Here is a 25,020-nt window from a genome sequence, read left to right on the forward strand (position 1 = left end):
GTCCTTTCTTTGGAATCAACGATATGTATCGCATAGGGATAGACGTCGGGGGCACGTTCACCGACTTCACGATGATCGACGAGGACGCGGGCGTCGTGCACTTTCACAAAGTGCCGTCCACCCCGCACGACCCGTCCGAGGCCATTGCCACGGGCATCGGCCAGATGTTGGCGGACCATGGCGTGCCGCCCTCGCAGGTGTCGCACGTGGGGCACGGCACCACGGTTGCCACCAACCTCATCATCGAACGCAAGGGCGCGCGCGTCGGCCTCATCACCACGCGCGGCTTTCGTGACGTGCTGGAGATCGGCCGCCAGACCCGCCCGCACCTGTACGACTACAGCGTCGGCAAACCGCCCGTGGCGGTGCCGCGCGAGTTTCGCATTGAAGTCAGCGAACGCGTCAGCGCATCGGGCGACGTGCTGACCCCGCTGGATGAGGACCAGGTGCTGGCGGCCGCGCGGCAGTTCGCCGCCGCCGGCATTGAGGCCGTCACCGTCTGCTTTCTGCATGCGTACCGCAATCCCGAGCATGAACGCCGCGCTGCAAAAATCGTGGCCGAGGCCATGCCGGGCGCCTACATCAGCCTGTCGTCCGACGTGCTGCCTGAATTCCGTGAATACGAACGCCTGTCCACCACCGTGCTGAACGCCGCCGTCGGCCCGAAGATGGCGCGCTACCTGGAACGCTTCATGCAGCGCGTGCGCGATCTGGACATCGGCCACGAGCCGCACACCATCCATTCCAACGGCGGCCTGATGTCGATCGGCACCGTGCGCCAGTACCCCGTGCGCACCTGCCTGTCCGGCCCGGCGGCGGGTGTGGTGGGCGCAGCGGCCGTGGGCCGCGCCATTGGCAGCCTGAACCTGGTTACGTTCGACGTCGGCGGCACCAGCACCGACGTGTCGCTGGTGTGCGAAGGCCGGCCGCTGTTCACCTCGCATCGGCATGTGGCCGGCTACCCCGTCAAGACCCCCATGGTCGATATTCACGTCATCGGCGCGGGCGGCGGCAGTATCGCGTGGCTGGACGATGCCGGCGCCCTGAAGGTGGGGCCGCACAGCGCGGGCGCGGTGCCTGGCCCGGTCGGCTACGGCCGTGGCGGCCAGGAGCCCACCATCACCGACGCCGAGATCGCGCTACAGCGCCTGAACCCCGTTGCCCTGCTGCGTGGCCGCATGCCCGTACACGCCGACGCCGCGCGCGATGTGATCGCGCAGCGCGTGGCGCAGCCGCTGGGCATGGACCTGGAAGCGGCGGCCGAAGGCATCCTGCGCATCGCGGCGGCCAACATGAGCCGCGCCATCCGCGCCGTGTCCACCGAACGCGGCTACGACCTGTCCAATTTTGCGCTGTACGCCTACGGCGGCGCCGGGCCGCTGCACGCGGTCGAGGTCGCCGAGGAATGCGGCATCCCCGTCGTGATCGTGCCGCAGGAACCCGGCACCATGTGCGCGCGCGGCATCCTGCTCAGCGACATCTCATTTGACTTCGTGCAAAGCGAAATCTCGTTGGCCAGCGAAGCCGGCTGGCCCGCCATTACCGCCATCTTCGATGGCTTGCGCGAGCAGGCCGAACGCTGGCTGGAACAAGAACGCGTGGACCCTGCGCTGCGCGTCTGCCACAGCGCCATCGACGCCCGCTACGAAGGGCAGAACTTTGAAGTGCAGGTCAGCGTCGACGGCATGGGCGCGGGCGGCTACGCCGAATTCGCGCGCCGCTTTGCCGACGCGCACGAACGCGAATACGGCTACACGGTCGATGACCGCAAGGTGCAGATCATCAACTGCCGCATGCAGGCCGTGGGCCAGGTGGTGAAAGCGCCATTGGCGCCGCGCCACATCGGCGGCGCGCTGCAAGACGCCAGCCTGGGACGGCGCAAAGCCTACTTCGGCCCGGTGCATGGCTGGCTGGAAACACCCGTCTACGACCGCGACCTGGTGCCGACCGGCGCGCGCTTCACCGGCCCCGCCCTGCTTGAGGAAATGAGCTCGACCACGGTGGTGGGCGTGGGCCATGAGGCCAGCGTGGACGACTACGGCAACCTGATCATTCGTTTGCAAGGAGGCTTGCATGGCTAAGCCCGACAATTCCAAGCCCAACAATCCCGAGCCCGACAATTCCGACGCCGGCATTGCGCTGGCCGACCCGATCGGCATGGAGGTATTTTGCAACCGCCTGCTGTCCATCACCGAGGACATGAACAATACGCTGGTGCGCGCGTCGTTCTCCACCAACATCAAGGAACGCAAGGACTGCTCGGTGGCGCTGTTCGACGCCGCCGGGCGGCTGGTGGCGCAGGGCACGCAGATTCCGCTGCACCTGGGCTCGCTGGACGGCGCCATGGGCGCCATCCTGCGCACGTATCCGGTGAACGAGATTCGTGAAGGCGACGTGTTCATCTGCAACGACCCTTACCTGGCCGACGGCAGTCACCTGCCCGACATCAACATCGTGACGCCCGTGTTCTGGGACGGCGTGCTGCGCTTTTTCGCCGCCAACATCGCGCACCATTCCGACGTGGGCGGCGCGGTGCCGGGGTCCATCGCGGGCGGCTTGAAGTCCATCTTCGAAGAAGGCATACGCATCCCCGCCTGCCGCATCGCCCGGCACGGGCAGACGGACGAAGACCTGCTGCGCCTGATCTGCGCCAACACCCGCGACCCCGAAGAACGCGTGCTGGACCTGCGCGTGCAGATGGCCACCAACCGCCGGGGCGCCGCCGCCGTGCAAGGCCTGATCCGCCAGATGGGGCTGGAGGCCGTGCTGCGTTCCGTGGATGACGTCATCACGTACACGCGCCGTCGCCTGCTCAACCGCATCGCCGAATTGCAGGAAGGCAGCTACACCTTCCGCAGCGATCTGGACGACGATGGCATGGGCGGCGATCCGGTGCCGATTCAGGTGACGCTGACCGTGCGGCGCGACAAGCTGCATTTCGATTTCGAAGGGTCCGGCAAACAGGCGCGAGGCGCGATGAACTTGCCGTTCAACGCGTTGCGCGCCTGCGTCTACTACGCCGTAAAGGCGTTGCTGGACCCTGACCTTGCGCCCAACGCGGGCCTGTTCGACCCCATCACCTTGTCGGCGCCCGTGGGCACCATCACCAACCCCGAGCATCCCGCCGCCGTCGGTGCGCGATCGATTACCGCGCAGAAGGTCGCGGGCGCGATATTCGGCGCGTTCCGAGGCCTGCTGCCGCCGCAGAAAACCATGGCGTCCAGCAACGATTGCTGCCCGGCCATTGTGTTTTCCGGCCGCTGGCGCGAGCGCGCCGGCCACTTCGTCTATCTGGAAACGCTGGGCGGCGGCGCGGGTGCGCGCTTTGATACCGATGGCATGGATGCCGTGCACGTGCACATGACCAACACGTCGAACCTGCCCGTGGAAGCGCTGGAAAACGAGTACCCGCTGTTGATGGACGAGTACGCGATGATTCCGGATTCGGGTGGCGCGGGCCGCACGCGCGGCGGCATGGCGATTGCCAAACAGATACGCGCCGTGGGGCCGGGCATCGTGTTCTCGGCGCGGTCCGACAGCCACACGGTGGGCGTGGCGGCCGGCGTGGATGGCGGGGGTGACGGACGCCGCGCGCGGCTGGTGCGCAACTTCGGCACGCCGCAAGAGGAAGAACTGTTTTCCAAGACCGCCAATATCGCGCTGGCGTCCGGCGAAAGCGTGCGCATCGAAACGCCGGGCGGCGGCGGCTACGGGCCGCCCGCCGAACGGCCGCAGGCGCGCATCGAGCAGGACCTGGCCGACGGCAAGATCACGGCCGACGCGGCGCGCACGGCCTATGGCGCGCGTGGCGCCAAGGCCGTCATCGCCACTAGCCAGCCTACGCCACGTTGAGCGTCATCGAGTACTTCATCTTGTCGTGCGGGAAGGTGGTGATGGTGGCCAGCAGCAACAGGCCGCCCTCACCGTAGTAGCGGCGGGTAATGACAAAGCCCGCCGTCTTGGGCTCGACCTTGAGTTGCCTGGCCACCGTTGCATTGATGGGCGTGGCCGAGAACTCCTGGTTGACCTCGGTAATGCGGTCGCCGAAGTGATCCTCGATCAGCCGCAGCAGCGAGATGCGGGACTTGACCTCGACCTGCACGTTCGAATGTTCGGGATCGGCGTAGATCAGCGTGGTGGCGGCTGCCGTGTCGGCGTCGTCCAGCGTCTTGATGGAGTTGATATGCAGCCAGGTTTTATCGGCCGCGCAGCCCAGCGCTTCGGCCAGCCGCTTGGGCAGCTTGATGGTGCGCACGTCCTGCACCAGCAGCGCAGCGTTGCGGGCGTATTGCAGCAGGTCTGGAAACTGCGAGATGCGCTGCGTGAAGCGGGTGCTGGCGCGGGCGGTCTCAACGCGGGTGCCCACGCCCGGGCGGCGCGACACCATGCCCGCCACCGTCAACATGCGGATGGCTTCGCGAATGGTGTGGCGGCTGGCGTTGAACTGGTCGCACAGCTCGTGCTCGGTGGGCAGCAGCGTCATGACGGGGTAGCGGCCGGTGCTGATGTCGTGCGACAGCGCCTGAAAAATGCTCTTGTAGCGGGGGCCGCCGGCATCGCCCCCGGAGGCGGGCGATTCAGGCTTGCCACGCGCCTGCCGGGCTCCGGCGGGGCCGGCCGCGCGCTCGGAGGATCGGGTCATGGGGGGTGCTCCTTGAATTTTTATATGGGGTTTGTACGGACAATAACCGATTGACAACGATGTCTAGTCGGATTCATTATTTGTCCGGACATTCATGTACGGACAAAGTGTACCAACAATCGGGGGTTCTCATGGGCAAGGTACTTGCAGTGATCGCGGCGACGACGGTAGCCGTCGGACTCAGCGCAAACGCAGCAGCGCAGCAGAAGTTGGTGGTGGCCGGCTACGGCGGCTCGTTCGAAGACATCATGCGCAAGGACATCTTCCCGCCCTTCGCCAAGCAGCACGGTATTGAGCTGGACTACGTGGCCGGCAACTCCACCAACACGGTGGCGCGCTTGCAGGCGCAAAAGAGCAACCAGCAGATCGACGTGGCCATCATCGATGACGGCCCCATGTACCAGGCCATCGCGCTGGGCTTTTGCGAACCCATCAAGGGCCTGCCCGCCGACGACATCTACAGCACCGCGCGCTACAAGGACGACAAGGCCGTGGCTATCGGCATCGTGGCCACCGGCATCATGTACAACAAGAAGGTCTTCGACGAAAAGAAGTGGGCCGCGCCCACGTCGTGGAAAGACCTGAAGGACCCCAAGTACAAGAAGCAGCTGGTGGTGCCACCGCTGAACAATACCTACGGCCTGCACGCGCTGGTGGAATATGCGCGTGAAGGCGGCGGCGGCGAAAAGAAGATCGACGCGGGCTTTACCACCTTCAAGAATGAGGTCGGCCCGAACGTGCTGGTGTACGAGCCCTCGCCGGGCAAGATGACGGAACTGTTCTCGTCAGGCCAAGCCGTGATTTCCGTGTGGGGCAGCGGCCGCGCCAAATCGTTTGCCGACACCGGCTTCCCGGTGGGCTTCGTGTATCCGCAGGAAGGCGCCTATGCGCTGCTGTCCTCGGTATGCCCGGTCGCCAAGCCGAAGACCAATCCCATGGCGCAGGCGTTTGTGCAGTATCTGGTGACGCCCGAAGTGCAGGAAAAGCTGGCCAACGCTTACGGCTACGGGCCGGTCAACAAGAAGGCCAAGGTCACCGATGACCCGCGCGTGCCGCTGCCTATCGGCAAGCGCGCCGCCGACCTGATCGTGATCGACTGGGACACGGTGAACCAGAACCGAGACGATTGGAACAAGCGCTGGACGCGGGAAATCGAGCGCTGACACGCATCGCCGATCGTGCAATACGGGGCGGCGCGGCGCGTCGCCCACGGGAGCCTTCATGAGTTATCTAGTGCTGAACCGCCTGTGCAAGCGCTATGGCGAAACGACCGCCGTGGATGAACTGAGCCTGTCCGTCAATCGCGGCGAGTTCATTTCCCTGCTGGGGCCTTCGGGTTGCGGCAAGACCACCACGCTGCAAATGATCGCGGGCTTTGTCGAACCCACCAGCGGCAGCATTGTGCTGGACGGGCGCGACGTCAGCCGCGTCCCGGCCAACAAGCGCGGGCTGGGGCTGGTGTTCCAGAACTATGCCCTGTTCCCGCACATGACCGCGTTTGAAAACGTGTCGTTCGGCCTGGAGATGCAGCGGATCAAGAAGGAAGAACGCGAAGCGCGCGTGGCCGATGCCTTGAAGCTGGTCGGGCTGGCGCATCTGGCGGACCGGCATCCGGCTCGCATGTCGGGCGGGCAGCAGCAGCGCGTCGCCTTGGCGCGCGCGCTGGTGATCCGGCCCAGCGTGCTGCTGCTGGACGAGCCACTGTCGAACCTGGACGCCAAGCTGCGCGAGGAAATGCAGCTGGAACTGCGCAGCATCCAGCGCACGATCGGCACCACCACCATTCTGGTCACCCACGATCAGTCGGAGGCGCTGGCGCTGTCGGATCGCATCGTGGTGATGAACCAGGGCCGGGTCGAACAAGTGGCCGAGCCCTTTCAAGCCTACGAAGGGCCGGCCAGCCACTTCGTCGGCGGCTTCCTGGGCAAGGCGAATGTGTTCACGCCCACGGCGGAACAATACGAAAACGAGACGCGCGCGCGCATCGGCGAAGCGCATATCCCCATGGCCGGCGCACCCGTGCCGCAAGGCGCGGTGATCGTCCGCCCCGAAAAAATCCTGTTCTCGGAACCTGCCGCCTGTGCGTTGCCCGGACGCATGAAAACGCGCGTATTCCAGGGCAACCATTGGCTGTGCCAGGTCGACACATCGGTGGGCGAAGTGATGGTGATCCGTCAGAACGACGGCGTGGCCGTGCCCGCCGAGGGCGAGCCCGTGCACTTGCGCTGGCGCGCGCAGGACATGTGCGAAGTCGCGGCCGCGCCCAAGGGCCTGGCGTCATGAGCGCGCGCGCCAACCCATGGATGTTGAGCGCGCCGGCGCTGGTGGTCTACGCCACGTTCCTGGTGGTGCCGATGGCGCTGGTGTTCCTGATCAGCTTCTTCGATTTCCAGTTTTATGGCGGCATGCAGGTGACCTTCACCTGGAAGAACTACGTCGAGATTTTCAGCGACGGCTACTACTACGAAATCTACGCGCGCACCTTCGGCGTGGCGGCGGCCGTGACCGTTGCCTGCCTGGTGCTGGGCACCGCCGAGGCCTACGTGCTGTCGCGCATGGCCAACCCATGGAAAGGCTTGTTCCTGATGGTGGTGCTGGGCCCCTTGTTGATTTCGGTAGTGGTGCGCACGCTGGGCTGGGCGCTGCTGTTCGGGTCCACCGGACTTATCAACAAGGCGCTGATGGGCATCGGGCTGATCAGCACGCCCGTGGACCTGATGTACAGCAATCTGGGCGTGGGCATCGCGCTGACGCACGTGCTGGTGCCCTTCATGGTGATCTCGGTGTGGGCGTCGTTGCAACGGATCAATCCCGCCACCGAAGCGGCCGCCCTGTCGTTGGGCGCGTCCCAGTTCACGGTGATCCGACGCGTGATCGTGCCGCAGGTGATGCCCGGCATTTTGTCGGGCGCGATCATGGTGTTCGCGATGGCGGCCAGCTCGTTCGCCACGCCGGCCATCATTGGCGGCCGGCGCTTGAAGAACGTGGCCACGGCGGCCTACGACGAATTCCTGAACACACTGAACTGGCCGCTGGGCGCGGCGCTGGCCGTGGTGCTGTTGCTGGCCACCGTCGTCGTGCTGCTGTCCGCCAACCGGATCATTGAACGCAAGTACGGTGCCGTCTTCAACCAGGCAGGAGGCTGACATGCAATTTCGTAACGGCCCCATCGGCCTGGTCTTTCACACGATCTTCATCCTTTTCATCCTGGCGCCCATCGTCATGGTGTGCGCGGTGGCGTTCACGTCCGAGGGCTTTATTTCTTTGCCCACGGGCGGGCTGTCGTTGCGCTGGTTCCGCGCCATCCTGGACAACCCGCGTTTTATCGAGGCGTTCTGGTTCAGCCTTGGCCTGGGCACCCTGTCCGCCACGCTGGCCATCGGGCTGGCCGTGCCCAGCGCGCTGGCCCTGGCCCGCAACCGCTTTCGTGGCCGCGAGGCGTTGGTGGCGTTCTTCCTGTCGCCGCTGATGATTCCGCATGTGGTGCTTGGCCTGGCATTCCTGAAGTTCTTCACCACCGTGGACCTGGCCGGCACCTATGTGGGCCTGGTGGTGGCGCACGTCATCCTGGTGATGCCCTACGCGCTGCGCCTGGTGCTGGCATCGGCCACCGGTATCAACCCCGCGCTGGAGCGCGCCGCGCAATCGCTGGGTGCGTCCAACTGGACGGCGTTCCGGCGTGTAGTGCTGCCGCTGCTGCTGCCGGGCGTGGTCAGCGGCTGGGTCATCGCTTTCATCACCAGCTTTGACGAACTGACCATGTCGATCTTCATCGCCTCGCCGTCCACGACGACGCTGCCGGTGCGCATCTTCCTGCATATCGAAGACACCATCGATCCGCTCGTGACCGCCGTGTCGGCCGTGCTGATCTACGTGACGATCATCGCCATTTTCATTCTGGACCGCGTGGTCGGCCTGGAAAAGCTGTTTGTAGGAAAGGGACGCTAATGACGGACGAGAAAGAACTGGCGCCCCGCGCGCCCGTGCATCGCGGCATTTATGACGCCGCGGTGATCGGCGGCGGGCTGGTGGGATCAGCCATTGCCTATGGCTTGCGGCGCGAGCTGGACCATGTGGCCGTGCTGGACGAAGGCGACGTGGCCTACCGCGCGTCGCGCGGCAACTTCGGGCTGGTGTGGGTGCAAAGCAAGGGCATGGGCCTGCCGCGCTACGGCGTGTGGACGATGACGTCCGCGTCCGGCTGGCCGCGTCTGGCCGCACAACTGCTGGATGAAACCGGCGTGGACGTGCACCTGGAACAGCGCGGTGGGCTGCATGCGCTGCTAAGCGACGAAGAGGTGGAAGCGCGCGGCACGTTCATGAAGACCTTGCTAGCGCAGCCGGGCATGGCGCAATACGACTGGAAGCTGCTGGACCGCGCCGAAGTGGCCGACCTGGTGCCGGGCATCGGCCCCGATGTGCGCGGCGCGACGTGGACGCCGGTCGATGGCATTGCCAACCCGCTCAAGCTGCTGCGCGCCTTGCATGCGAGTTTTGCACAGCGGGTTGTGGATTACCTGCCGCGCCGTCCGGCGCAAAGCATCAAGCAGCGCGACGGCGTGTTTGAGATCGCGACGCCCTCGGGCACGGTGCGCGCGCACAAGGTGGTGCTGGCATCGGGCTTGTCCAACAAGGACCTGGGTGCGCAGGTGGGTCTGGATGTGCCGGTGCGCCCGCAACGCGGCCAGATCGTGGTGCTGGAACGCACACGCCGCCTGTTGGAAACACCGTTGTCCACCTTGCGCCAAACCGATGAAGGCACGTGGCTGATCGGCGATTCGCAGGAAGAAGCCGGCTATGTGGATAACCTGGTGGGGCTGCCGATCCTGGGCACGCTGGCCGACCGCGCCGTACGCACGTTGCCTGCATTGCGCGACGTGCGCGTGGTGCGTAGCTGGGCGGCGCTGCGCGTGATGTCCAAGGACGGCTTTCCGATCTATCAGCAATCCGAAACGTGCCCGGGCGCCTTTGTCGCCACCTGTCATAGCGGTGTGACGCTGGCCGCCGCGCACGCCCTCAATCTGGCGCCCATGATCGTGGCCGGCAAGCTTGCCGACGACATGGCGCCCTTCTCGACCCGGAGGTTTCATGTTCAAGAGGCTTGATGAGGCGCAGCGCCAGGCGCAAGGCGCGCCCGTGCGCGTGACGGTCAACGGGGCCGAGCTGCAATGCCGCCAGGGCGACAGCGTGGCGGCCGCGTTGTTCGCGGGCGGCGTGTCGGCCTGTCGCGATACCGCCGTGAACGAAGTGCCGCGCGGGCCCTATTGCATGATGGGCGTGTGCTACGACTGCCTGGTCACCATTGACGGCCAGGCGAACCAGCAGGGCTGCATGACGGCCGTGCGCGAAGGCATGAAGATCGAGCGCCAGTTGGGCGCGCGCAAGGTGCAGGCATGATCGAAACAACGCAATGCGATTTGCTGGTGGTGGGCGCGGGTCCGGCCGGGTTGGCGGCGGCGACGGTGGCGGCCGGGCTGGGCGTGGATACCGTGCTGCTGGACGAACAGCCGGCGCCGGGCGGACAGATCTATCGCGCCATCACGACCACGCCGGTGACCGACCGCGGCATCCTGGGCGAAGACTACTGGCATGGTGCATCGCTGATTGCGCCCTTCAAGCAATCGGGCGCGCGCTACGTGCCGGGCGCCACGGTGTGGGCGGTGGCCGAGCGCACCGCGCCGCATCCCGAAAAGGGCTTTGAAGTGGCGTATTCCGTGGCGGGTGAAGCGCGCATCATCCATGCGCGCCGCTTGCTGCTGGCAACGGGCGCGCAAGAGCGCCCCTTCCCCATTCCGGGCTGGACGCTGCCGGGCGTGATCACGGCGGGTGCCGCGCAGATTCTGTTGAAGTCGGCCGGTGTGGTGCCGGCGGATCGCACGGTCCTGGCGGGCAGCGGCCCGCTGCTGTATCTGGTGGCGTGGCAATACCTGAACGCGGGCGTGAAAATCGACGCGCTCTTGGAAACCACGCCGCCCGGACGCATGGGCCAGGCGCTGCCCAAGGTCTGGGGCTTTCTGCGGTCGCCGTATCTGGGCAAGGGCTTGAAGCTGCTGCGCGCGGTCAAGGCCGCGGTGCCGATCACACGCGGCGTGACCGCGTTGGAGGCCGTTGGCGACGGCAAGCTGCAAAGCGTGCGCTACACGGCGGGCGGCGTCACCAAGACCTTGCCGGCCGAACAACTGATGCTGCATCAGGGCGTGGTGCCCAACGTGAACCTGTCGCGCGCCGTGGGTGCCGAGCATCGTTGGAACGACGCCCTGGACTGTTGGGAGCCGCAAGTCGATGAGTGGGGCCTGACGACGGTGGACGGCATCGGCATGGCCGGTGACGGTGCCGGTATCGCGGGCGCGTTGGCGGCGGAACACCGGGGCCGGCTGGCCGCGCTGCAAGCCGCGCATCTGTTGGGCCGTATCGACGCTGCCAAGCGCGATAGCCAGGCCGTGGCGCCACGCGAGGCGCTTGCCCGTGCCGTGAGAGGCCGCGAGTTCTTCGATACGCTTTACAAGGCGCCTGATGCGTTCCGGCGGCCCACCGGCGACACCATCGTGTGCCGCTGCGAGGAAGTCACCGCCGCGCAGGTGCGCGAAACGGTCAAGCTCGGGTGCAGCGGACCCAACCAGATGAAGGCGTTTCTGCGCTGCGGCATGGGGCCGTGCCAGGGGCGCTTCTGCGGGTTGACGGTGGCCGAGATCATCGCCGAAGAGCGCGGCGTGCCGACGCAGGAAGTGGGCTATTACCGGCTGCGCTTTCCGACCAAGCCGCTAACGCTGGGCGAGCTGGCGTCGCTGCCGCAGACGGACGATTCCCGCCAAGCCGTTGTCCGCCTCAAAAAGTAATGCCATGACCGGTTCAACGCGGTCGGCGGCGGTCATCATCATTGGCGGGGGCCTGCACGGCAGCTCGGCCGCGCTGCATCTGGCGCGTGCGGGCGTGCCCGCCCTGGTGATCGAAAAGAACTACGTGGGTCGGCACGCGTCGGGCGTGAACGCGGGCGGCGTGCGGACCTTGTCGCGGCATCTGGCCGAAGTCCCGCTGGCGCTGGCCTCGCGCGAACTTTGGGTTCGCATCGGCGACCTGGTGGATGACGATTGTGGTTTCGAGCAGCACGGGCAGGTACGCGTGGCCGAGAACGCAGCAGACGCCGACACGTTGCGGCAGCGCCTGCGCACGATGACGGACCATGGCTACACGCACGAAGCATGGATCAGCGCCGAGGACCTGCGCGACATGATCCCCGCCATCGCGCCAACCATCCAGGGCGGGCTGATGGCGCGCGAGGACGGCGCGGCCGACCCGTATCGCACAACGCTGGCGTTTCGTACCAAGGCCGCGAGCCTGGGTGCGCGCTTTCTGGAAGGCGTGCGCGTGCATGGCGTGACGCACGACGGCACGCAGTGGCGCGTGGACACTGATGCCGGCACCTACACCGCGCCGCAAGTATTGAACTGCGCGGGTGCCTGGGCCGACCGTATCGCGGCGCAGTGGGGTGAGCCGGTGCCGCTCCTGGCCATCAGCCCGATGATGTTGGTGACGTTGCGCATGGATCACTTTCTGGACCCCGTCGTGCTGGGCACCGGGCGCGCGCTATCGTTCAAGCAGCGCGGCAACGGCACGGTGCTGATCGGCGGCGGGCGGCGGGCTTGGGTGGATCGCGACGCCGAATGGACCGAGCTGGATTTCCGCTCGTTGGCGGAAGGCGCGCGTACGGTCTGCGACTTATTCCCCCACATGCGCCACGCCATCGTGAACCGGGGCTGGGCGGGCATCGAAGCGGCCATGCCGGACGAGATCCCCGTGATCGGTCGCAGCAGCCGCCACGAGACCGCGTTCCATGCGTTCGGCTTTTCGGCGCATGGCTTTGAACTGGGCCCCATCGTGGGCCGCATCATGGCCGATTTGATTACCACCGGCGCGACGGACATGCCGATTGCGCCCTTCCGGATTGACCGTTTTTCGGACGCGGCGAAGGCGTCCACCCCCATCAGAAAAGGAGCAAGACGAATGAACGACGACATCGTGCGCAAGCAAACCAACCAGCGCCTGAGCCGCATCGTGATCCATGGCGATACGGTCTATGTGGCGGGCGTGACGTCAGCGGCCGAAGGCGGCATCGTGGCGCAGACGCGCGACGCGCTGGCCAAGATCGACGGCTATCTGGCCGAGGCCGGCACCGACAAGTCGCGACTGCTGTCGGTGCAGATCTGGCTGAAGGATATCGACCGCGATTTCGCGGGCATGAACAGCGTGTGGGCCGAGTGGGCGCTGCCCGACGCGATGCCCACCCGCGCCACCTGCGAGGCCAAGCTGGCCGCGCCGGAGCTGCTGGTGGAGATTATCGTGACGGCCGCCAAGCGGCCGCCGTATGTCAGCGGGCCGGTGTCTGAAAGCTGACCTGACCCGGGCGGCCCGGCAGATTCAAGGTGGCGGTAGCGGGCGGTGTGGTGGCAATCACCTGCCCCGCGCGCAGCACCATCAGGCGGGTCGCGCGCAGGCGTAGCGCTTCGACGGGATCGCGCGCTTGCAGCAACACCAGGTCGGCACGCTTGCCGACCGCGATGCCCGTGTCGTCCAGCCCCAGGATCTTGGCGGGCGTGGTCGTCACGGCCTCGAAGCAGGCGCGCATGGCGTCCTGGCCCGTCATCTGGGCCACGTGCAGACCCATGTGCGCCACTTCCAGCATGTCGCCCGAGCCCAGGCTGTACCAGGGGTCCATCACGCAGTCATGGCCGAAGGCCACCGGCACGCCGGCCGCCAGCAGTTCGGGCACGCGGGTCATGCCACGGCGCTTGGGATAGGTGTCGTGGCGGCCTTGCAGCGTGATGTTGATCAGCGGGTTGGCAATTGCCGCGACACCGGCTTCGCGCATCAGCGGGATCAGCTTGGACACGTAGTAGTTGTCCATGGAATGCATGGACGTCAGGTGCGAACCGGTGACGCGGCCGTGCAGGCCCAGGCGTTGGGTGTGGTACGCCAGCGTTTCGATGTGGCGCGACAAGGGGTCGTCGCTTTCGTCGCAATGCATGTCCACGCGCAGGCCGCGTTCGGCGGCCAGTTCGCACAGGATGCGCACGGATTCGGCGCCGTCCTGCATGGTGCGTTCAAAGTGCGGAATGCCGCCGACCACGTCCACGCCCATGTCGAGCGCGCGCTTCAGGTTGTCCAGCGCACCGGGCGCGCGTAGCACGCCGTCTTGCGGGAAGGCGACCAGTTGCAGGTCCAGGTAGGGTTTGACCTTTTCGCGTACGTGCAGCAGCGCTTCGGTGGCGAGCAGGCGCGGGTCACAGACGTCTACGTGCGAGCGGATGGCCAGCAGGCCGCGGGCAACGGCCCAGTCGCAATATGCCAACGCGCGTTCCACCAGCGCTTCCTGCGTCAACAGCGGCTTGAGTTCCCCCCACAGCGCGATGCCTTCCAGCAAGGTGCCGGACTGGTTCACGCGCGGCAGCCCGAAGGACAGCGTGGAATCCATGTGAAAGTGCGCGTCCACAAAGGGCGACGACACGAGCTGGCCGGCGGCATCGATCACGTGCCCGGCTTCGGCTTTCAGCGCGGGTTCCACCGCCGTGATGCGACCCTGCGCCACGCCGATGTCGACGTTGGTGCGCCCATCGGGCAGCGTGCAATTCTTGATAATCAGATCGAGCATGGGGTGATCCTAATGGAAGTTCAGTATTTCACAATGCCGCAAAAGTACCCCACCCTCGGGGTCGCGCGGAGCCGGCTCCGCCGGTCCGTCGCGATGCTCCCTTGAGGGGGAAGCGCGCAGCGCTTCGGGGCTGGGTCCCCGCTAGCGTTCGCCTTTGCGGTACGGCTTCATCAGCGCCTGGGGGTAGGCGGCGCGGCGCGCCATGACTACCAGGGCGAGGATGGACAGGATGTAGGGCAGCATCAGGTACACCTGATACGGTAGCTCGGGCAGGCCGGGCAAGGCCGCGCCGCCTTGTTGCAGGCGCAGTTGCAGCGCGTCGAAGAAGGCGAAGATCAACGCGCCCAGTAGCGCCTTGCCGGGCCGCCACGATGCAAACACCACCAGCGCCACGCACACCCAGCCGCGGCCGTTGACCATGTTGAAAAAGAACGCGTTGAACGCCGCCAGCGTCAGGAAGCTGCCGGCCACGCCCATCAGTGCCGACCCGGCCACAATCGCGCCGATGCGCAGTCGCGTGACGGACAGGCCCTGCCCTTCGGCGGCGGCGGGGTTTTCGCCCACCATGCGGATCGCCAACCCGACCGGGGTGCGGTTCAGCACCCAGGCAAGAATGGGCACGGCGGCCAGCGCGATCAGTGTCATGGGCGTCTGCCCCGCCAGCACCGGGCCGATCAGCGGAATGCCGTCCAGGAATTTCATCTCGGCAAACGGCGTGATCGTGGGCGGCGTGTTCACGCTGGGAAACGTCACCCGGTAAGCAAAGTACGACAGGCTGGTGGCAAGCAGCGTCACGCCCAATCCCGACACGTGTTGCGACAGGCCCAGCGGCACCGTCAGCACGGCATGCAGCAAACCGAACACGGCACCGGCAAAGGCCGCCGCCAACACGCCCACATACAGCGGCGCGCCCAGGTACACGACCAGCCAGCCGGTAAATGCCCCGGCGGCCATGATGCCTTCGATGCCCAGATTCAACACCCCCGCGCGCTCGCACAGCAGCACGCCCAAGGTGCCCAGAATCAACGGCGTCGCCAGACGCAGCACGGCGACCCAGAAGGCCGAGGAACTCAACAGATCCATCCATTCCATGGCGTGCTCCTCAAGCCCGGTTGCGGCGCAGGCGGTACTGCGCAAATAGCGTCGCGACCAGCATGGCAAGCAACGAGGTGGCGACGATGACGTCGGCGATGTAGTTCGGCACCGCGATGGCGCGGCTCATGCTGTCCGCGCCGACCAGCATGCCGGCGACAAAGATGCTGGCCAGGATCACGCCCAGCGGATGCAGCCCGGCCAGCATGGCGACGACCACGCCGGTGTAGCCATAGCCCGGCGACATATCCAGCGTGACGTAGCCGGTGCGGCCCGCCACTTCGATGGCGCCCGCCAGGCCGGCCAGCGCGCCGGACAACATCGCGGTGCCCAACATCACGCGGTTGACCGGCAGGCCCAGGAAACGCGAGGCGTGCGCGTTGGCGCCCACGGCGCGCATCTGGAAGCCGAACACCGTGTAGCGATTCAACAGCCACAAGCCCAGCGCCAGGCCCGCGGCCCACAGCAGCCCGGTGTGGGCGCGCGTGCGCTCGATCAGCTTGCCCAATTCCAGGTCGCCGTTAAGCGCCACGGACTGCGGCCAGCCCATCGCCATCGGGTCCTTCATGGGGCCGTCCAGCATCATGGACACGAACAGCAGCACGATGAAGTTGCCCAGCAAGGTGGTCACCACTTCGTCCACGCCCAGGCGGGTCTTGAGCAGCGCGGGAATCAGCAGCAGCAAGGCGCCGGCCAGCGCGGCCGCCAGCATCATGCCGCCGAACAGCACGGGCACGGGCAGATCGAACCCCGTGCCGTCGTGCAAGCCGCCGATGGCCACCGCCGCCAGCGCGCCCAGATACAGCTGGCCTTCGGCGCCGATGTTGTAGAAGCGCGCGCGAAACGCCACGGCACAGGCCAGGCCCGTCAGCATCAAGGGCGTGGCGCGGGTCAGCGTTTCAGACAGCGCGAAGCGCGAGCCGAACGCGCCTTCGAACAGCAGCGCGTAGGTGCGGCCCACGGGCGCGCCGGCCCAGGCGACCAGCAAAGTGCAGACCGCCAGGGTGAAGAGGATGGCCGCGATGGGGGCCAAGGCCAGCGCCAGGCGGCTGGGCTCGGGGCGGCGTTCCAGGATCAGTTTCATGCGAGTAAGGCTCGGTAAAGGGGGGCGCGGCAGGCGCGGCGCGCGACGGTACGAGTCGTCACGCGCGCGTTCCCGTCATGGCCAGGCCGACGGTGGCGGGCGTCCATTCGGCCACCGGTTTGACGGCCACCAGCTTGCCGCCGCACAGCACGGCGATGCGGTCGGCCAGCGCAAAGATTTCTTCCAGGTCTTCGGACACCAGCAGCACGCCGGCGCCGCGCGCGCGGGCGGCCAGCAGCTGCTCGCGCACATAGGCGACCGCGCCAATGTCCAGGCCCCAGGTCGGCTGGTCGGCCACGATGAAGCGCGGTTCGCGCGCCAGCGTGCGGCCCAGGATCAGCTTTTGCATATTGCCGCCCGACAGGCTGCGCGTGCGCACATCCAACGAGGCCGCGCGCACATCGAACTGCTTGGCCAGTGACGCGGCGTAGGCGCGGCCGGCGCGTGCGCGGATCAAACCGTAGCGCGCGAAGCGCTTGTCTTTGAGGTCTTCAACGATGGCGTTTTCCCAAAGCGGGCTGTCGCCGATCATGCCTTCGCCGTGGCGGTCTTCGGGGATGCGGCCGACGCGGGCAGCGGTCCAGCCGGCGGGCGTGGTGGGCGCGGGCGCGTGTTCCGCGCCCAGCCGGATGGTGCCGTCGCTGGGGTGGCGCAGGCCGGTCAGCACCGATACCAGCGCCTGCTGGCCGTTGCCGGCCACGCCCGCGATCGCCACGATTTCATGTTTGTGGACGGTCAGGTCCAGGCTGTCCAGGCGCAGCGCGCCATCGCGGCCGTCGCGCACGGTCACTTGCGACAAGGTCACGACCGGCGCGGCCTGTTCGGCGGCGGCCACCGCCTCGGCGCGCGGCATGACGACCTTGCGGCCCACCATCAATTCCGCAAGCTCGGCGGGGCTGGTGCCGGCGGTGTCGCGTTCGGCCACCAGCTTGCCCTGGCGCAGCACGGCCACGCGGCGCGATACGGCCATCACTTCGTCCAGCTTGTGCGAAATGAAGATGACGGCCAGGCCGTCGTCGACAAAGCCGCGCAAGGTGGCGAACAGATCCTGTACTTCTTGCGGCGTGAGCACCGCGGTGGGCTCATCCAGGATCAGCACGCGCGCGCCGCGATACAGCGCCTTCAGGATTTCAACGCGCTGTTTTTCGCCGACGGACAAGCCGCCCACGCGCGCGTCCGGGTCCACGCCCAGGCCGAAGCGCTGGCCCAGTTCAACCAGGCGGCGGCGTGCCTTGGCGCGGCCCGAGGCCAGCTTCCACAGCGATTCCGTGCCGACCATGATGTTGTCCAGCACGCTCAGGTTGTCGGCCAGGGTGAAGTGCTGATGCACCATGCCCACGCCCGCCGCCAGCGCGGCGTCGGGCCGGTCGGGCGGCAGGGGCTTGCCGAACACGTCAATGCTGCCGGCATCGGCCACATAGTGGCCGAACAGAATCGACACCAGCGTCGATTTGCCGGCGCCGTTCTCGCCCAGCAAGGCCAAGACCTCGCCCTGCCGTAGCGTCAGCGAGATATCGTCGTTGGCCGTCAGGCTGCCGAACCGTTTGGTGATCCCTGTCAGTTGCAGGGCGAGAGGCGCTTGATTCATCGTGCCGAGGACTTGGGTTCTTTGTCGTTGACCTTGACGGCGAAGCTGCCATCCAGGATGGCCTTCTGCTTGGCGTCGACCTTGGCGATGAGATCGGCCGGGATCTTCTTTTCGAAGGTACCCAGCGGCGCGAGAGACGAGCCCTTGTGCTTCATCAGCGAATACTGGCCGTAGTCTTCAGCCTTGAACGTGCCGGCCTTGACCTGCTTGAGGGCTTCGTCGATGGTCGGTTCCATGCTCCACAACGCGGATGCCACGACGGTTTCGGGGTACTGCGGCTGCGTGTCGATCACGTTGCCGATAGCCAGCTTGCCGCGTTCCTTGGCGGCATCCGACACGCCGAAACGCTCGGCGTACAGCACGTCCGCGCCCTTGTCGATCATGGCGAAGGCGGCTTCCTTGGCCTTCGGGGGATCGAACCACGAACCGATGAAGGTCACGGTGAATTCGGCCTTCGGGTTCACTTCCTTGGCGCCTTCAATGAAGGCTTGCATCAGGCGGTTCACTTCGGGGATGGGGTAGCCGCCCACCAGGCCGATCTTGCCCGTCTGGCTCATGCCGCCGGCGATCATGCCGGTCAGGTACGCGGGTTCCTGGATGTAGTTGTCGAACACCGAGAAGTTGGGCTGCTGCGGCTTGCCCGACGAGCCCATCAGGAAGGCGGTCTGCGGATAGTCCTTGGCCACCTTGCGCGCGGCGGCTTCCACGGCGAAGGCTTCACCGACGACCAGCTTGTTGCCCTGCTCGGCGTACTGGCGCATCACGCGCTCGTAGTCGGCGTTGGTGACGTTTTCCGAGAAGGTGTAGTCGATCTCGCCACGGTCGCGCGCGGCGGTCAGCGCCTTGTGGATGCGCGACACCCATTGCTGCTCGACCGGCACCGTGTAGATGGCGGCAACCTTGGTCTTGGCGGGGGCTTGGGCTTGCGCCGCGCCCGAGAACAGCAGCACGCCGGTGGCGGCGGCCGCGGCCAGCTTGAGCAGGCCACGGCGGGCAATGCCGCCTGCGGACGAGGGGGACAGGGATTTCATGCGGGTGACTCCTTCGCGGGGGATGGAAACGTGATGGGATGGCAGCGATGCGGCGGCGGCACGGTGTGTGCCGGACAGCGCCGGGCACGGCCGGCAATGCGGGTGTCGCGCGGATTCGCGGTCCAACGTGCCACGGTCCCGGCCACCGGCGGACAAGCCGGGGCAATCGGACGAAAACGTGGGCGTGGGATCGGTCATCGGATGGGGACGCCGGAAGGCGCGTCCCATCCACATGGTCGGGTTCGCTGCCAGTCCTGGCGAAGCAAGTTGTATGCCATGCGCTTGCCCTGCACTAGTCGGGGAAACCTGATGGCCGGGCGGAATTATAGGCACCCTGGCAGGGAAACGTGGCACCAATTTGGTGCCTGCCGTCCCAAGGGATGGACACGGCGCGTGGAAAACCGCGTTTTGGTGCGCGGGCGCGTTCGCCAAGCGCCGCGCGGGCGGCAGGCCCATTAAAATCGCCGCTTCGGCCGTGCGTGGCGCGGCAAGCTGGAAGATCCATGCAAGACATTCAATTGCTGCTCGAGCAATACGGCGGGTGGCTGGTGTTCGCCAACGTCCTGGTCGAACAGGCGGGCCTGCCCGTGCCCGCCTACCCCATGTTGATCGCTGCCGGTGCGTTGGGCGGCGCGGCGGGTTGGCTCGCGCCGTGGCTGGCCGCAACCGTTGCCTGCCTGTTGGCCGACACGCTTTGGTATGTGGCCGGCCGCCGATATGGCGCGCGGCTGTTGGGCGTGGTTTGCAAGATGTCCTTGTCGCAGGATTCCTGCATACGCCAGACGCAGCGCCTGTACCTGCGCATTGGCGTGCGCGCCTTGCTGGTGTGCAAGTTCCTGCCCGGCGCGGGCGCGCTGTCCACCGTCATGGCCGGGCTGACCGGCACGGCGTATCGGCGCTTCCTGGTCTACGACCTGGTCGGCGCGATGATCTGGGCGGGTTCCGCGCTGCTGCTGGGCGGGCTGTTCCACAGCGTCATCAACGACGTGCTGGATGTGCTGGGCACCTACGGCCCGATGGGTTTGGGTGTGCTGGCGGCGGTGCTGGCGCTGTACATACTGGCGCGCTTTTTGCGCCGCAAGATCCTGCTGCGCAGCCTGCGCGTCATCCCGCGCGTGTCGGTCGACGAGCTGATGCAATGGCGTCAGGACGGCCGCAACACGCTGGTCTTTGACGTGCGGCCCGACGCGCAAGGCGACGGCGCGCGCATTCCCGGCGCCATCGCCGTGGACCTGAAGGCGCCCCTGCCCAAGCTGGACGCGCAGGCGCTGGATTCCGACATCGTGGTCTATTGCGCCTGCCCGAACGAGGTCTCGGCCGCACTGCTCGCCTCGCGCCTGCGCGCCGCGGGATACCCCAAGACGTGGGCGCTGCGCGGCGGCTACGAAGCGTGGATGGAGCGCAATCAAGAGGCTTGATCGAAAGCGGGCGACACGTGAGACCGGTGACCCGTGGCACCCGGTTGCCCGGTCTGGTCCCTGGCCAACCGTCTTGCGCGATGTCGGAATTCGGCTCCCCCTGATACGCGCTATCAGACTCCTCCTATAGACCTGCCCCGCGTCTATTGCGCAAGATCTTGGCTTCGGGTTGAGGTCCAGGGCGCCGTGCCTCTTGCATGCCGGCCTGGTTCCCGTCGACAAGGAGGTCTTGCATGGCAGCCCCTGTTGTCGGTGCGCTTATCTGGGGATATCGCGCCTACCGTGCTTACGCCGCCTACGAAACGGCGCAAACCGCCATCGAAACGGCCGAGACGCTGGCGCAGATCGGCCAGCGCAAGAACGAGGTCCAGACCATCCTGAAAGATGCCATCAGCGGCATGAAGAAAGAGATCGACATCAAGAGCTCGACGTTCGTGCGCACTGGCGGCAACGTCACGGTGTCGCGCGGCCGCCGTGAAAACGTGACGTACCGGCAGTACATCGGACGCAAGATCCCATTCCGGCCGGTAATCAGCATGGTGTGCCAGTGGGCGCTGAAGTCACCGCTGGTCGTGCCCAGACGGATACGCAAGAAGATCCCGGGCGAGGTCATCGAAACCACGATCGATATCGCGCTCAAGCAGACCACGGCGTCGCTGGTGTTTGAAGCGGTGGATGACCTGCTGGCGTGGCAAAGCCCTTTGAAAGCGGAACCTAACTACAACGCCGCGTCGCGCGCGGCGATGCTGGGTGACCCGCCGACGCGACCCCTGCGCATCAGTGAATATTTCCCCTTCTGGCCAAGGCCGAAAGGCAGCCTGGCGCCGGATTTGGTCATCGTGGAATACCGCCAGCAGCCGTTTGAGGTCGACAACGTGTTCGCGGCGGTGGAGATCAAGTTTCCGAACGACTGGGTCAGGGATGTGCAGATGCAGGACTATGTGAGGCTGATGAACAGGAATACCGACAAGGTTGCTTTGCTTCGCGTCCCGGAGGACTGCACCGGATTCCGCCCCGCAAAGGACTCCAGCGGCGTGCAGCCGCCAAGGAAAAGACGATGAGTACGAGCCATCCCTTGATTGACGACGATGACCTGTCCGGCATGATCGACGATCTGAAAAAGTGGCCGCACACTTCCATTGGCTACGGTGACTTTGAACTGTCGACCACGTTGTTCTTGACGTTCTACTTCAGCTACCAGCCAGCGCACTGTCTTCAGACAACGCTGGCGATGATAGAAGTGAAGGAAGCGTTCGAAAAGTTGCTGGGCCACCCTTTCACCATCGCGACGCATCCCCATTCCGAACGTCCACACTCCTATGGATCAAAGCGGCTTGGCGACATACGGGAATGGGCAAGGTTGATCCCGGTCGAAAAGACGTTTTCGGCGAAGTTCACCGACGAAAAGAACCATCAAAGTTCGCCGCTTCATTCTGCGTACTTGTGGCGAACGGCCGACTGGCGCGATGGAGGAGAAGACTATTCATCGATCCAGTTTTATTACCGCTGGCAATGGTGGCTGGAGAACAAGGACGCGTGGCGGCGGTTCGTGCTGGATGCGATCGGCCGCCTGAAGCCGGCCCAGGTCTACAGCGGCTTTTCAATGGGAAACCCGCTGGAATTCGGCATGCGTGCCGAAACAGCGGTATGGGATCGCGCGTTGGCGCCACATTTTTATGGCCTGGATACCGATTACCCATTCGGCATGTCGCTCACGCCGCAGTTGCCTTCCGGCATCCGTCCACCCACCTGGGGCTTCTTCCTGTCCGACATCTGGCGCAATAAGGCGTCTCTTTCCAGCGAAGACGTGATCGCGCAACTTGCCGATCCGCGTATCCGTATCGACGCCCTCAGTGGCGGTCATTGGATCGAGCTGGGGCCGCAACCCGAGCTCTATCCGGTGGAAGACGGCGTGCCCGCGCTTCCCGTTTTGCTCAACCGGCTGCTGCGCAGAATTCGCCACCCGCAGCTGGATCTGGTCGGCTTTGGCGAATGGGACGGCGACCCGAACGAACGCTTCAACCGTCGCGACACTCAGCGTTGGCTGGCGCGGTTCGACGATGACAGCGATTGGCCCACGCCGGATATTCGTGGTCATGAACCGGGGGCGCCGGCGGTCGATCCCGTACCCACCCACGTCGTCGCGGGCAGCACGATTCCGTCTGAGGGCTGGTGGTACACGCTGGCGCAAGACCAGTCACGCCGCTACTTCAAGGCCGACGACGTCGCGCCACCCATCTCCCAGGACACCTCGCGCGGGCGCGTCATCTGGCAACGCGATATCGACCAGCGGGCGCCTGAACCTGAACCGGCGCGCGGCGCTGAAACGGGCCAGCTTGCCCCTCGCGCCGGTCAGTGGCGCGCGCACGAAGTGGCCGACGTCTGGTGCGTCGTGGCCAAACATGAGCCCTTGCCGGCGTACCAAGGGCGCCCAATAACGTGGCGGTGGATGCACGAAGCCGTGGCCGCGCCCGCGGGCGCCGCGCACGGTCGGTCGGGCCAGGCCTGCCCCTACCCCGGCACATGGACGTGCCAGGAATTTGCCACGGGCCCCCAGACCTTCATGCATCAGACGATCTTCCCGCAGATCAATGGGCAGGACGTCACCTGGGTACTGGTGACATTCATGAAATAACCGGCCCAGGCTGATGATCGGCCCTGCGACGCGTTGTGGCCGCGCGGGCTCGTTTGGATGCACGCCGGGGTGGGCGAGGCTTGTTGCCAAGCGCATAATTCCAGTTCAGCCCGCAATACAGGTGGGCGGCTACAGGAGAGACGAATGCGGTTGTTGTTTTTGGGTGCCGGCGGCACGGGCGGATATTTCGGCGGGCGCGCCGCGCAGGCGGGCGCGGATGTGACCTTTCTGGTGCGCGAACCGCGCGCCGCGCGCTTGCGCGAACAAGGCTTGCGCATCAAGAGCCCGCTCGGTGATGCCACCTTGCATCCGAAGCTGGTCACGCAGCAGACGCTGCAAGGCACCTATGACGTGGTTGTGCTCAGTTGCAAGGCGTACGACCTGGCCAGCGCCATCGACGCCATCCGCCCCGCTGTCGGTCCGGACACCGCCGTGCTGCCCATCATGAACGGCGTGCTGCAATACGACGTGCTGGACCGCGAATTTGAACCGCATCGCGTGTTGGGCGGGCTGTGCCAGATCAACGCCACGCTGGGCCCGGACGGCGAAGTGGTGCACCTGGGCAAGCACGCGAATATCGTCTTCGGCGAACGCGCGGGCCCGGCGCGCAGCGAGCGTTGCGTGGCGCTGGAACAGGCTCTGGCCGGCGGTGAATATGTCAGCCGCCTTAGCGAAGACATCCACCAGGACATGTGGGAAAAGTACGTGATGCTGACCACGCTGGCCGCCGCCACGTGCCTGATGCGCGGCTCGATCGGCCAGATTGCGTCCACCGACGACGGCATCGATATCCTGAAAAGCCTGCTGCAAGAATCGCAGGCCGTGGCCGCCGCTTCCGGCCATGCGGTGCGTCCGGAGGCCGATGCGTTTGTGCAGAACTTGATCAGCGACCGCACGCAACCCATGACGGCGTCCATGTTCCGCGACCTGCGCCAGGGCCTGCCGGTGGAAGCGGACCACATTGTGGGCGACATGGTGCATCGCGCCCACACGCTGGGCGTGGACGCGACCTATCTGCGCGTGGCCTATTCGCATTTGCAGGTGTATCAGGCGCAGCGCGCGGCCGCTGCCGGTTGATTGGTCCGGGTGGGTCTATGGGTTCATGATCCATTGATTCATGATCCATTGATGCATGGATTGCAAAAAACTCGTCCCTTTTGATGGGTTTGTTGTTCGGAATTGACCGAATAGTATGGATTGCCAGATTCGGGGCGGCAGGCGGCGCATCGTGCACCGCCTGCCGCCCCGCCCCTTTCCCAGGAGCAAGACCATGAAAATCGCATTGATCGGAATCACGGGCCGTGTGGGCTCGCGCGTGGCGGACGAACTGCTCAAGCGCGGCCACCAGGTAACGGGCATCGCCCGCAACCCAGCCGACGTCAACGCCCAGCCCGGCCTGACCATCCAGCAGGGCGACGCCACCGACCCCGCCACCTTGACCCCCCTGCTGGCCGGCCACGACGCCGTGGTCAGCGCCACGCGCTTCGTGTCGACCGACGCCAAGCCCCTGATCGCCGCCGTGAAGAACGCGGGCGTGCCGCGCCTGCTGGTGGTCGGCGGCGCGGGCAGCCTGCTGGTGGCGCCCGGCACGCTGCTGATCGACACCCCCGAATTTCCGGATGCCTACAAACCCGAGGCGCGCGCCGGCGTCGTGTTCCTGGACACGCTGCGCCAGGAAAAGGTGCTGAACTGGACGTTCCTGTCGCCCTCGGCAATGTTTGAGCCGGGCGAGCGCACCGGCCAGTTCCGCCTGGGCGAAGACCACCTGCTGGCCGATGACGAAGGCAAGAGCTGGATTTCGATGGAGGACTACGCGATTGCGCTGGCCGACGAAATCGAAACCCCGCAGCATGCGCGCCGCCGCTACACGGTGGGCTACTGAAG

Annotated in this window: 20 protein-coding genes and 2 pseudogenes; 16 read left to right on the top strand and 6 right to left on the bottom strand. The window is 66.0% G+C overall.

Annotation, left to right across the window (positions count from 1 at the left end):
* The first annotated feature begins 23 nt into the window (after positions 1 to 23).
* Positions 24 to 2,081, top strand: a complete 2,058-nt coding sequence (locus KYT87_RS00140; RefSeq protein WP_219991479.1) for a hydantoinase/oxoprolinase family protein — start codon at positions 24 to 26, stop codon at positions 2,079 to 2,081.
* The gene (locus KYT87_RS00145; RefSeq protein WP_219991480.1) at positions 2,074 to 3,852 is read left to right on the top strand and encodes a hydantoinase B/oxoprolinase family protein; all 1,779 of its coding nucleotides are present in this window, start codon (positions 2,074 to 2,076) and stop codon (positions 3,850 to 3,852) included. The genes KYT87_RS00140 and KYT87_RS00145 overlap by 8 nt, the downstream gene beginning before the upstream one ends.
* Here KYT87_RS00145 and KYT87_RS00150 read toward each other — a convergent pair.
* Complete coding sequence (locus KYT87_RS00150; RefSeq protein WP_046804018.1) at positions 3,839 to 4,642, bottom strand: GntR family transcriptional regulator; 804 nt, start codon at positions 4,640 to 4,642, stop codon at positions 3,839 to 3,841. The two genes, KYT87_RS00145 and KYT87_RS00150, sit on opposite strands and share 14 nt — an antisense overlap.
* Before the next feature lie 131 nt (positions 4,643 to 4,773).
* Between KYT87_RS00150 and KYT87_RS00155 the strand changes: the two genes are divergently transcribed.
* The 9 genes and pseudogenes from KYT87_RS00155 to KYT87_RS00195 form a co-directional block, all read left to right on the top strand.
* The gene (locus KYT87_RS00155; RefSeq protein ID WP_046804017.1) at positions 4,774 to 5,805 is read left to right on the top strand and encodes an ABC transporter substrate-binding protein; all 1,032 of its coding nucleotides are present in this window, start codon (positions 4,774 to 4,776) and stop codon (positions 5,803 to 5,805) included.
* A gap of 58 nt (positions 5,806 to 5,863) precedes the next feature.
* Complete coding sequence (locus KYT87_RS00160; protein WP_219991481.1) at positions 5,864 to 6,925, top strand: ABC transporter ATP-binding protein; 1,062 nt, start codon at positions 5,864 to 5,866, stop codon at positions 6,923 to 6,925.
* Entirely contained in the window at positions 6,922 to 7,788 is an 867-nt protein-coding gene (locus tag KYT87_RS00165; RefSeq protein ID WP_120153298.1) for an ABC transporter permease, read from the top strand. Before KYT87_RS00160 ends, KYT87_RS00165 begins: the two co-directional genes overlap by 4 nt.
* A gap of 1 nt (position 7,789) precedes the next feature.
* Positions 7,790 to 8,590: an ABC transporter permease gene (locus KYT87_RS00170; protein ID WP_219991482.1), complete on the top strand. Its 801-nt coding sequence runs from the start codon at positions 7,790 to 7,792 to the stop codon at positions 8,588 to 8,590.
* Positions 8,590 to 9,747: an FAD-binding oxidoreductase gene (locus tag KYT87_RS00175; protein ID WP_219991483.1), complete on the top strand. Its 1,158-nt coding sequence runs from the start codon at positions 8,590 to 8,592 to the stop codon at positions 9,745 to 9,747. The genes KYT87_RS00170 and KYT87_RS00175 overlap by 1 nt, the downstream gene beginning before the upstream one ends.
* Complete coding sequence (locus KYT87_RS00180) at positions 9,731 to 10,039, top strand: (2Fe-2S)-binding protein (protein WP_046804012.1); 309 nt, start codon at positions 9,731 to 9,733, stop codon at positions 10,037 to 10,039. The genes KYT87_RS00175 and KYT87_RS00180 overlap by 17 nt, the downstream gene beginning before the upstream one ends.
* Positions 10,036 to 11,478, top strand: coding sequence for an NAD(P)/FAD-dependent oxidoreductase (locus KYT87_RS00185; RefSeq protein ID WP_046804011.1), 1,443 nt, complete (start codon positions 10,036 to 10,038; stop codon positions 11,476 to 11,478). The genes KYT87_RS00180 and KYT87_RS00185 overlap by 4 nt, the downstream gene beginning before the upstream one ends.
* 4 nt (positions 11,479 to 11,482) lie before the next feature.
* Positions 11,483 to 12,622: pseudogene (locus tag KYT87_RS00190) on the top strand (NAD(P)/FAD-dependent oxidoreductase); the annotation flags it as partial.
* 108 nt (positions 12,623 to 12,730) lie between these two features.
* Positions 12,731 to 13,033 (top strand): annotated as a pseudogene (locus KYT87_RS00195) (RidA family protein); the annotation flags it as partial.
* Here the strand turns inward: KYT87_RS00195 and KYT87_RS00200 are convergent.
* The 5 genes from KYT87_RS00200 to KYT87_RS00220 form a co-directional block, all read right to left on the bottom strand.
* On the bottom strand, positions 13,008 to 14,288 hold the full coding sequence (locus tag KYT87_RS00200; protein WP_219991484.1) for an amidohydrolase family protein: 1,281 nt from the start codon (positions 14,286 to 14,288) through the stop codon (positions 13,008 to 13,010). The pseudogene KYT87_RS00195 and the gene KYT87_RS00200 overlap by 26 nt on opposite strands.
* A 141-nt stretch (positions 14,289 to 14,429) precedes the next feature.
* Positions 14,430 to 15,380 carry an ABC transporter permease gene (locus tag KYT87_RS00205; RefSeq protein ID WP_046804007.1) on the bottom strand — a complete coding sequence of 317 codons (951 nt, stop codon included), beginning with the start codon at positions 15,378 to 15,380 and terminating at the stop codon, positions 14,430 to 14,432.
* A 10-nt stretch (positions 15,381 to 15,390) separates the two neighbouring features.
* Positions 15,391 to 16,464, bottom strand: coding sequence for an ABC transporter permease (locus tag KYT87_RS00210; protein ID WP_046804006.1), 1,074 nt, complete (start codon positions 16,462 to 16,464; stop codon positions 15,391 to 15,393).
* A gap of 58 nt (positions 16,465 to 16,522) precedes the next feature.
* Positions 16,523 to 18,052 carry an ABC transporter ATP-binding protein gene (locus tag KYT87_RS00215; RefSeq protein WP_219991485.1) on the bottom strand — a complete coding sequence of 510 codons (1,530 nt, stop codon included), beginning with the start codon at positions 18,050 to 18,052 and terminating at the stop codon, positions 16,523 to 16,525.
* Positions 18,049 to 19,083, bottom strand: a complete 1,035-nt coding sequence (locus tag KYT87_RS00220; protein WP_120153313.1) for a BMP family protein — start codon at positions 19,081 to 19,083, stop codon at positions 18,049 to 18,051. Before KYT87_RS00220 ends, KYT87_RS00215 begins: the two co-directional genes overlap by 4 nt.
* A 503-nt stretch (positions 19,084 to 19,586) precedes the next feature.
* Here KYT87_RS00220 and KYT87_RS00225 point away from each other — a divergent pair.
* The 5 genes from KYT87_RS00225 (at position 19,587) to KYT87_RS00245 (ending at position 25,018) form a co-directional block, all read left to right on the top strand.
* The gene (locus KYT87_RS00225) at positions 19,587 to 20,501 is read left to right on the top strand and encodes a DedA family protein/thiosulfate sulfurtransferase GlpE (RefSeq protein WP_046804004.1); all 915 of its coding nucleotides are present in this window, start codon (positions 19,587 to 19,589) and stop codon (positions 20,499 to 20,501) included.
* Positions 20,502 to 20,734: 233 nt separating this feature from the next.
* Positions 20,735 to 21,562, top strand: a complete 828-nt coding sequence (locus KYT87_RS00230) for a VRR-NUC domain-containing protein (RefSeq protein ID WP_219991486.1) — start codon at positions 20,735 to 20,737, stop codon at positions 21,560 to 21,562.
* A complete protein-coding gene (locus KYT87_RS00235) occupies positions 21,559 to 23,136 on the top strand; it encodes a type VI immunity family protein (protein ID WP_219991487.1) in 1,578 nt (525 codons plus the stop codon). Before KYT87_RS00230 ends, KYT87_RS00235 begins: the two co-directional genes overlap by 4 nt.
* A gap of 144 nt (positions 23,137 to 23,280) precedes the next feature.
* On the top strand, positions 23,281 to 24,213 hold the full coding sequence (gene panE, locus KYT87_RS00240; RefSeq protein WP_219991488.1) for a 2-dehydropantoate 2-reductase: 933 nt from the start codon (positions 23,281 to 23,283) through the stop codon (positions 24,211 to 24,213).
* 193 nt (positions 24,214 to 24,406) lie between these two features.
* Positions 24,407 to 25,018 carry an NAD(P)-dependent oxidoreductase gene (locus KYT87_RS00245; RefSeq protein ID WP_046804001.1) on the top strand — a complete coding sequence of 204 codons (612 nt, stop codon included), beginning with the start codon at positions 24,407 to 24,409 and terminating at the stop codon, positions 25,016 to 25,018.
* The last annotated feature ends 2 nt before the right edge of the window (positions 25,019 to 25,020 follow it).

Source organism: Achromobacter sp. ES-001, from assembly GCF_019448355.1.
GTDB classification, from domain to species: domain Bacteria; phylum Pseudomonadota; class Gammaproteobacteria; order Burkholderiales; family Burkholderiaceae_B; genus Achromobacter; species Achromobacter spanius_B.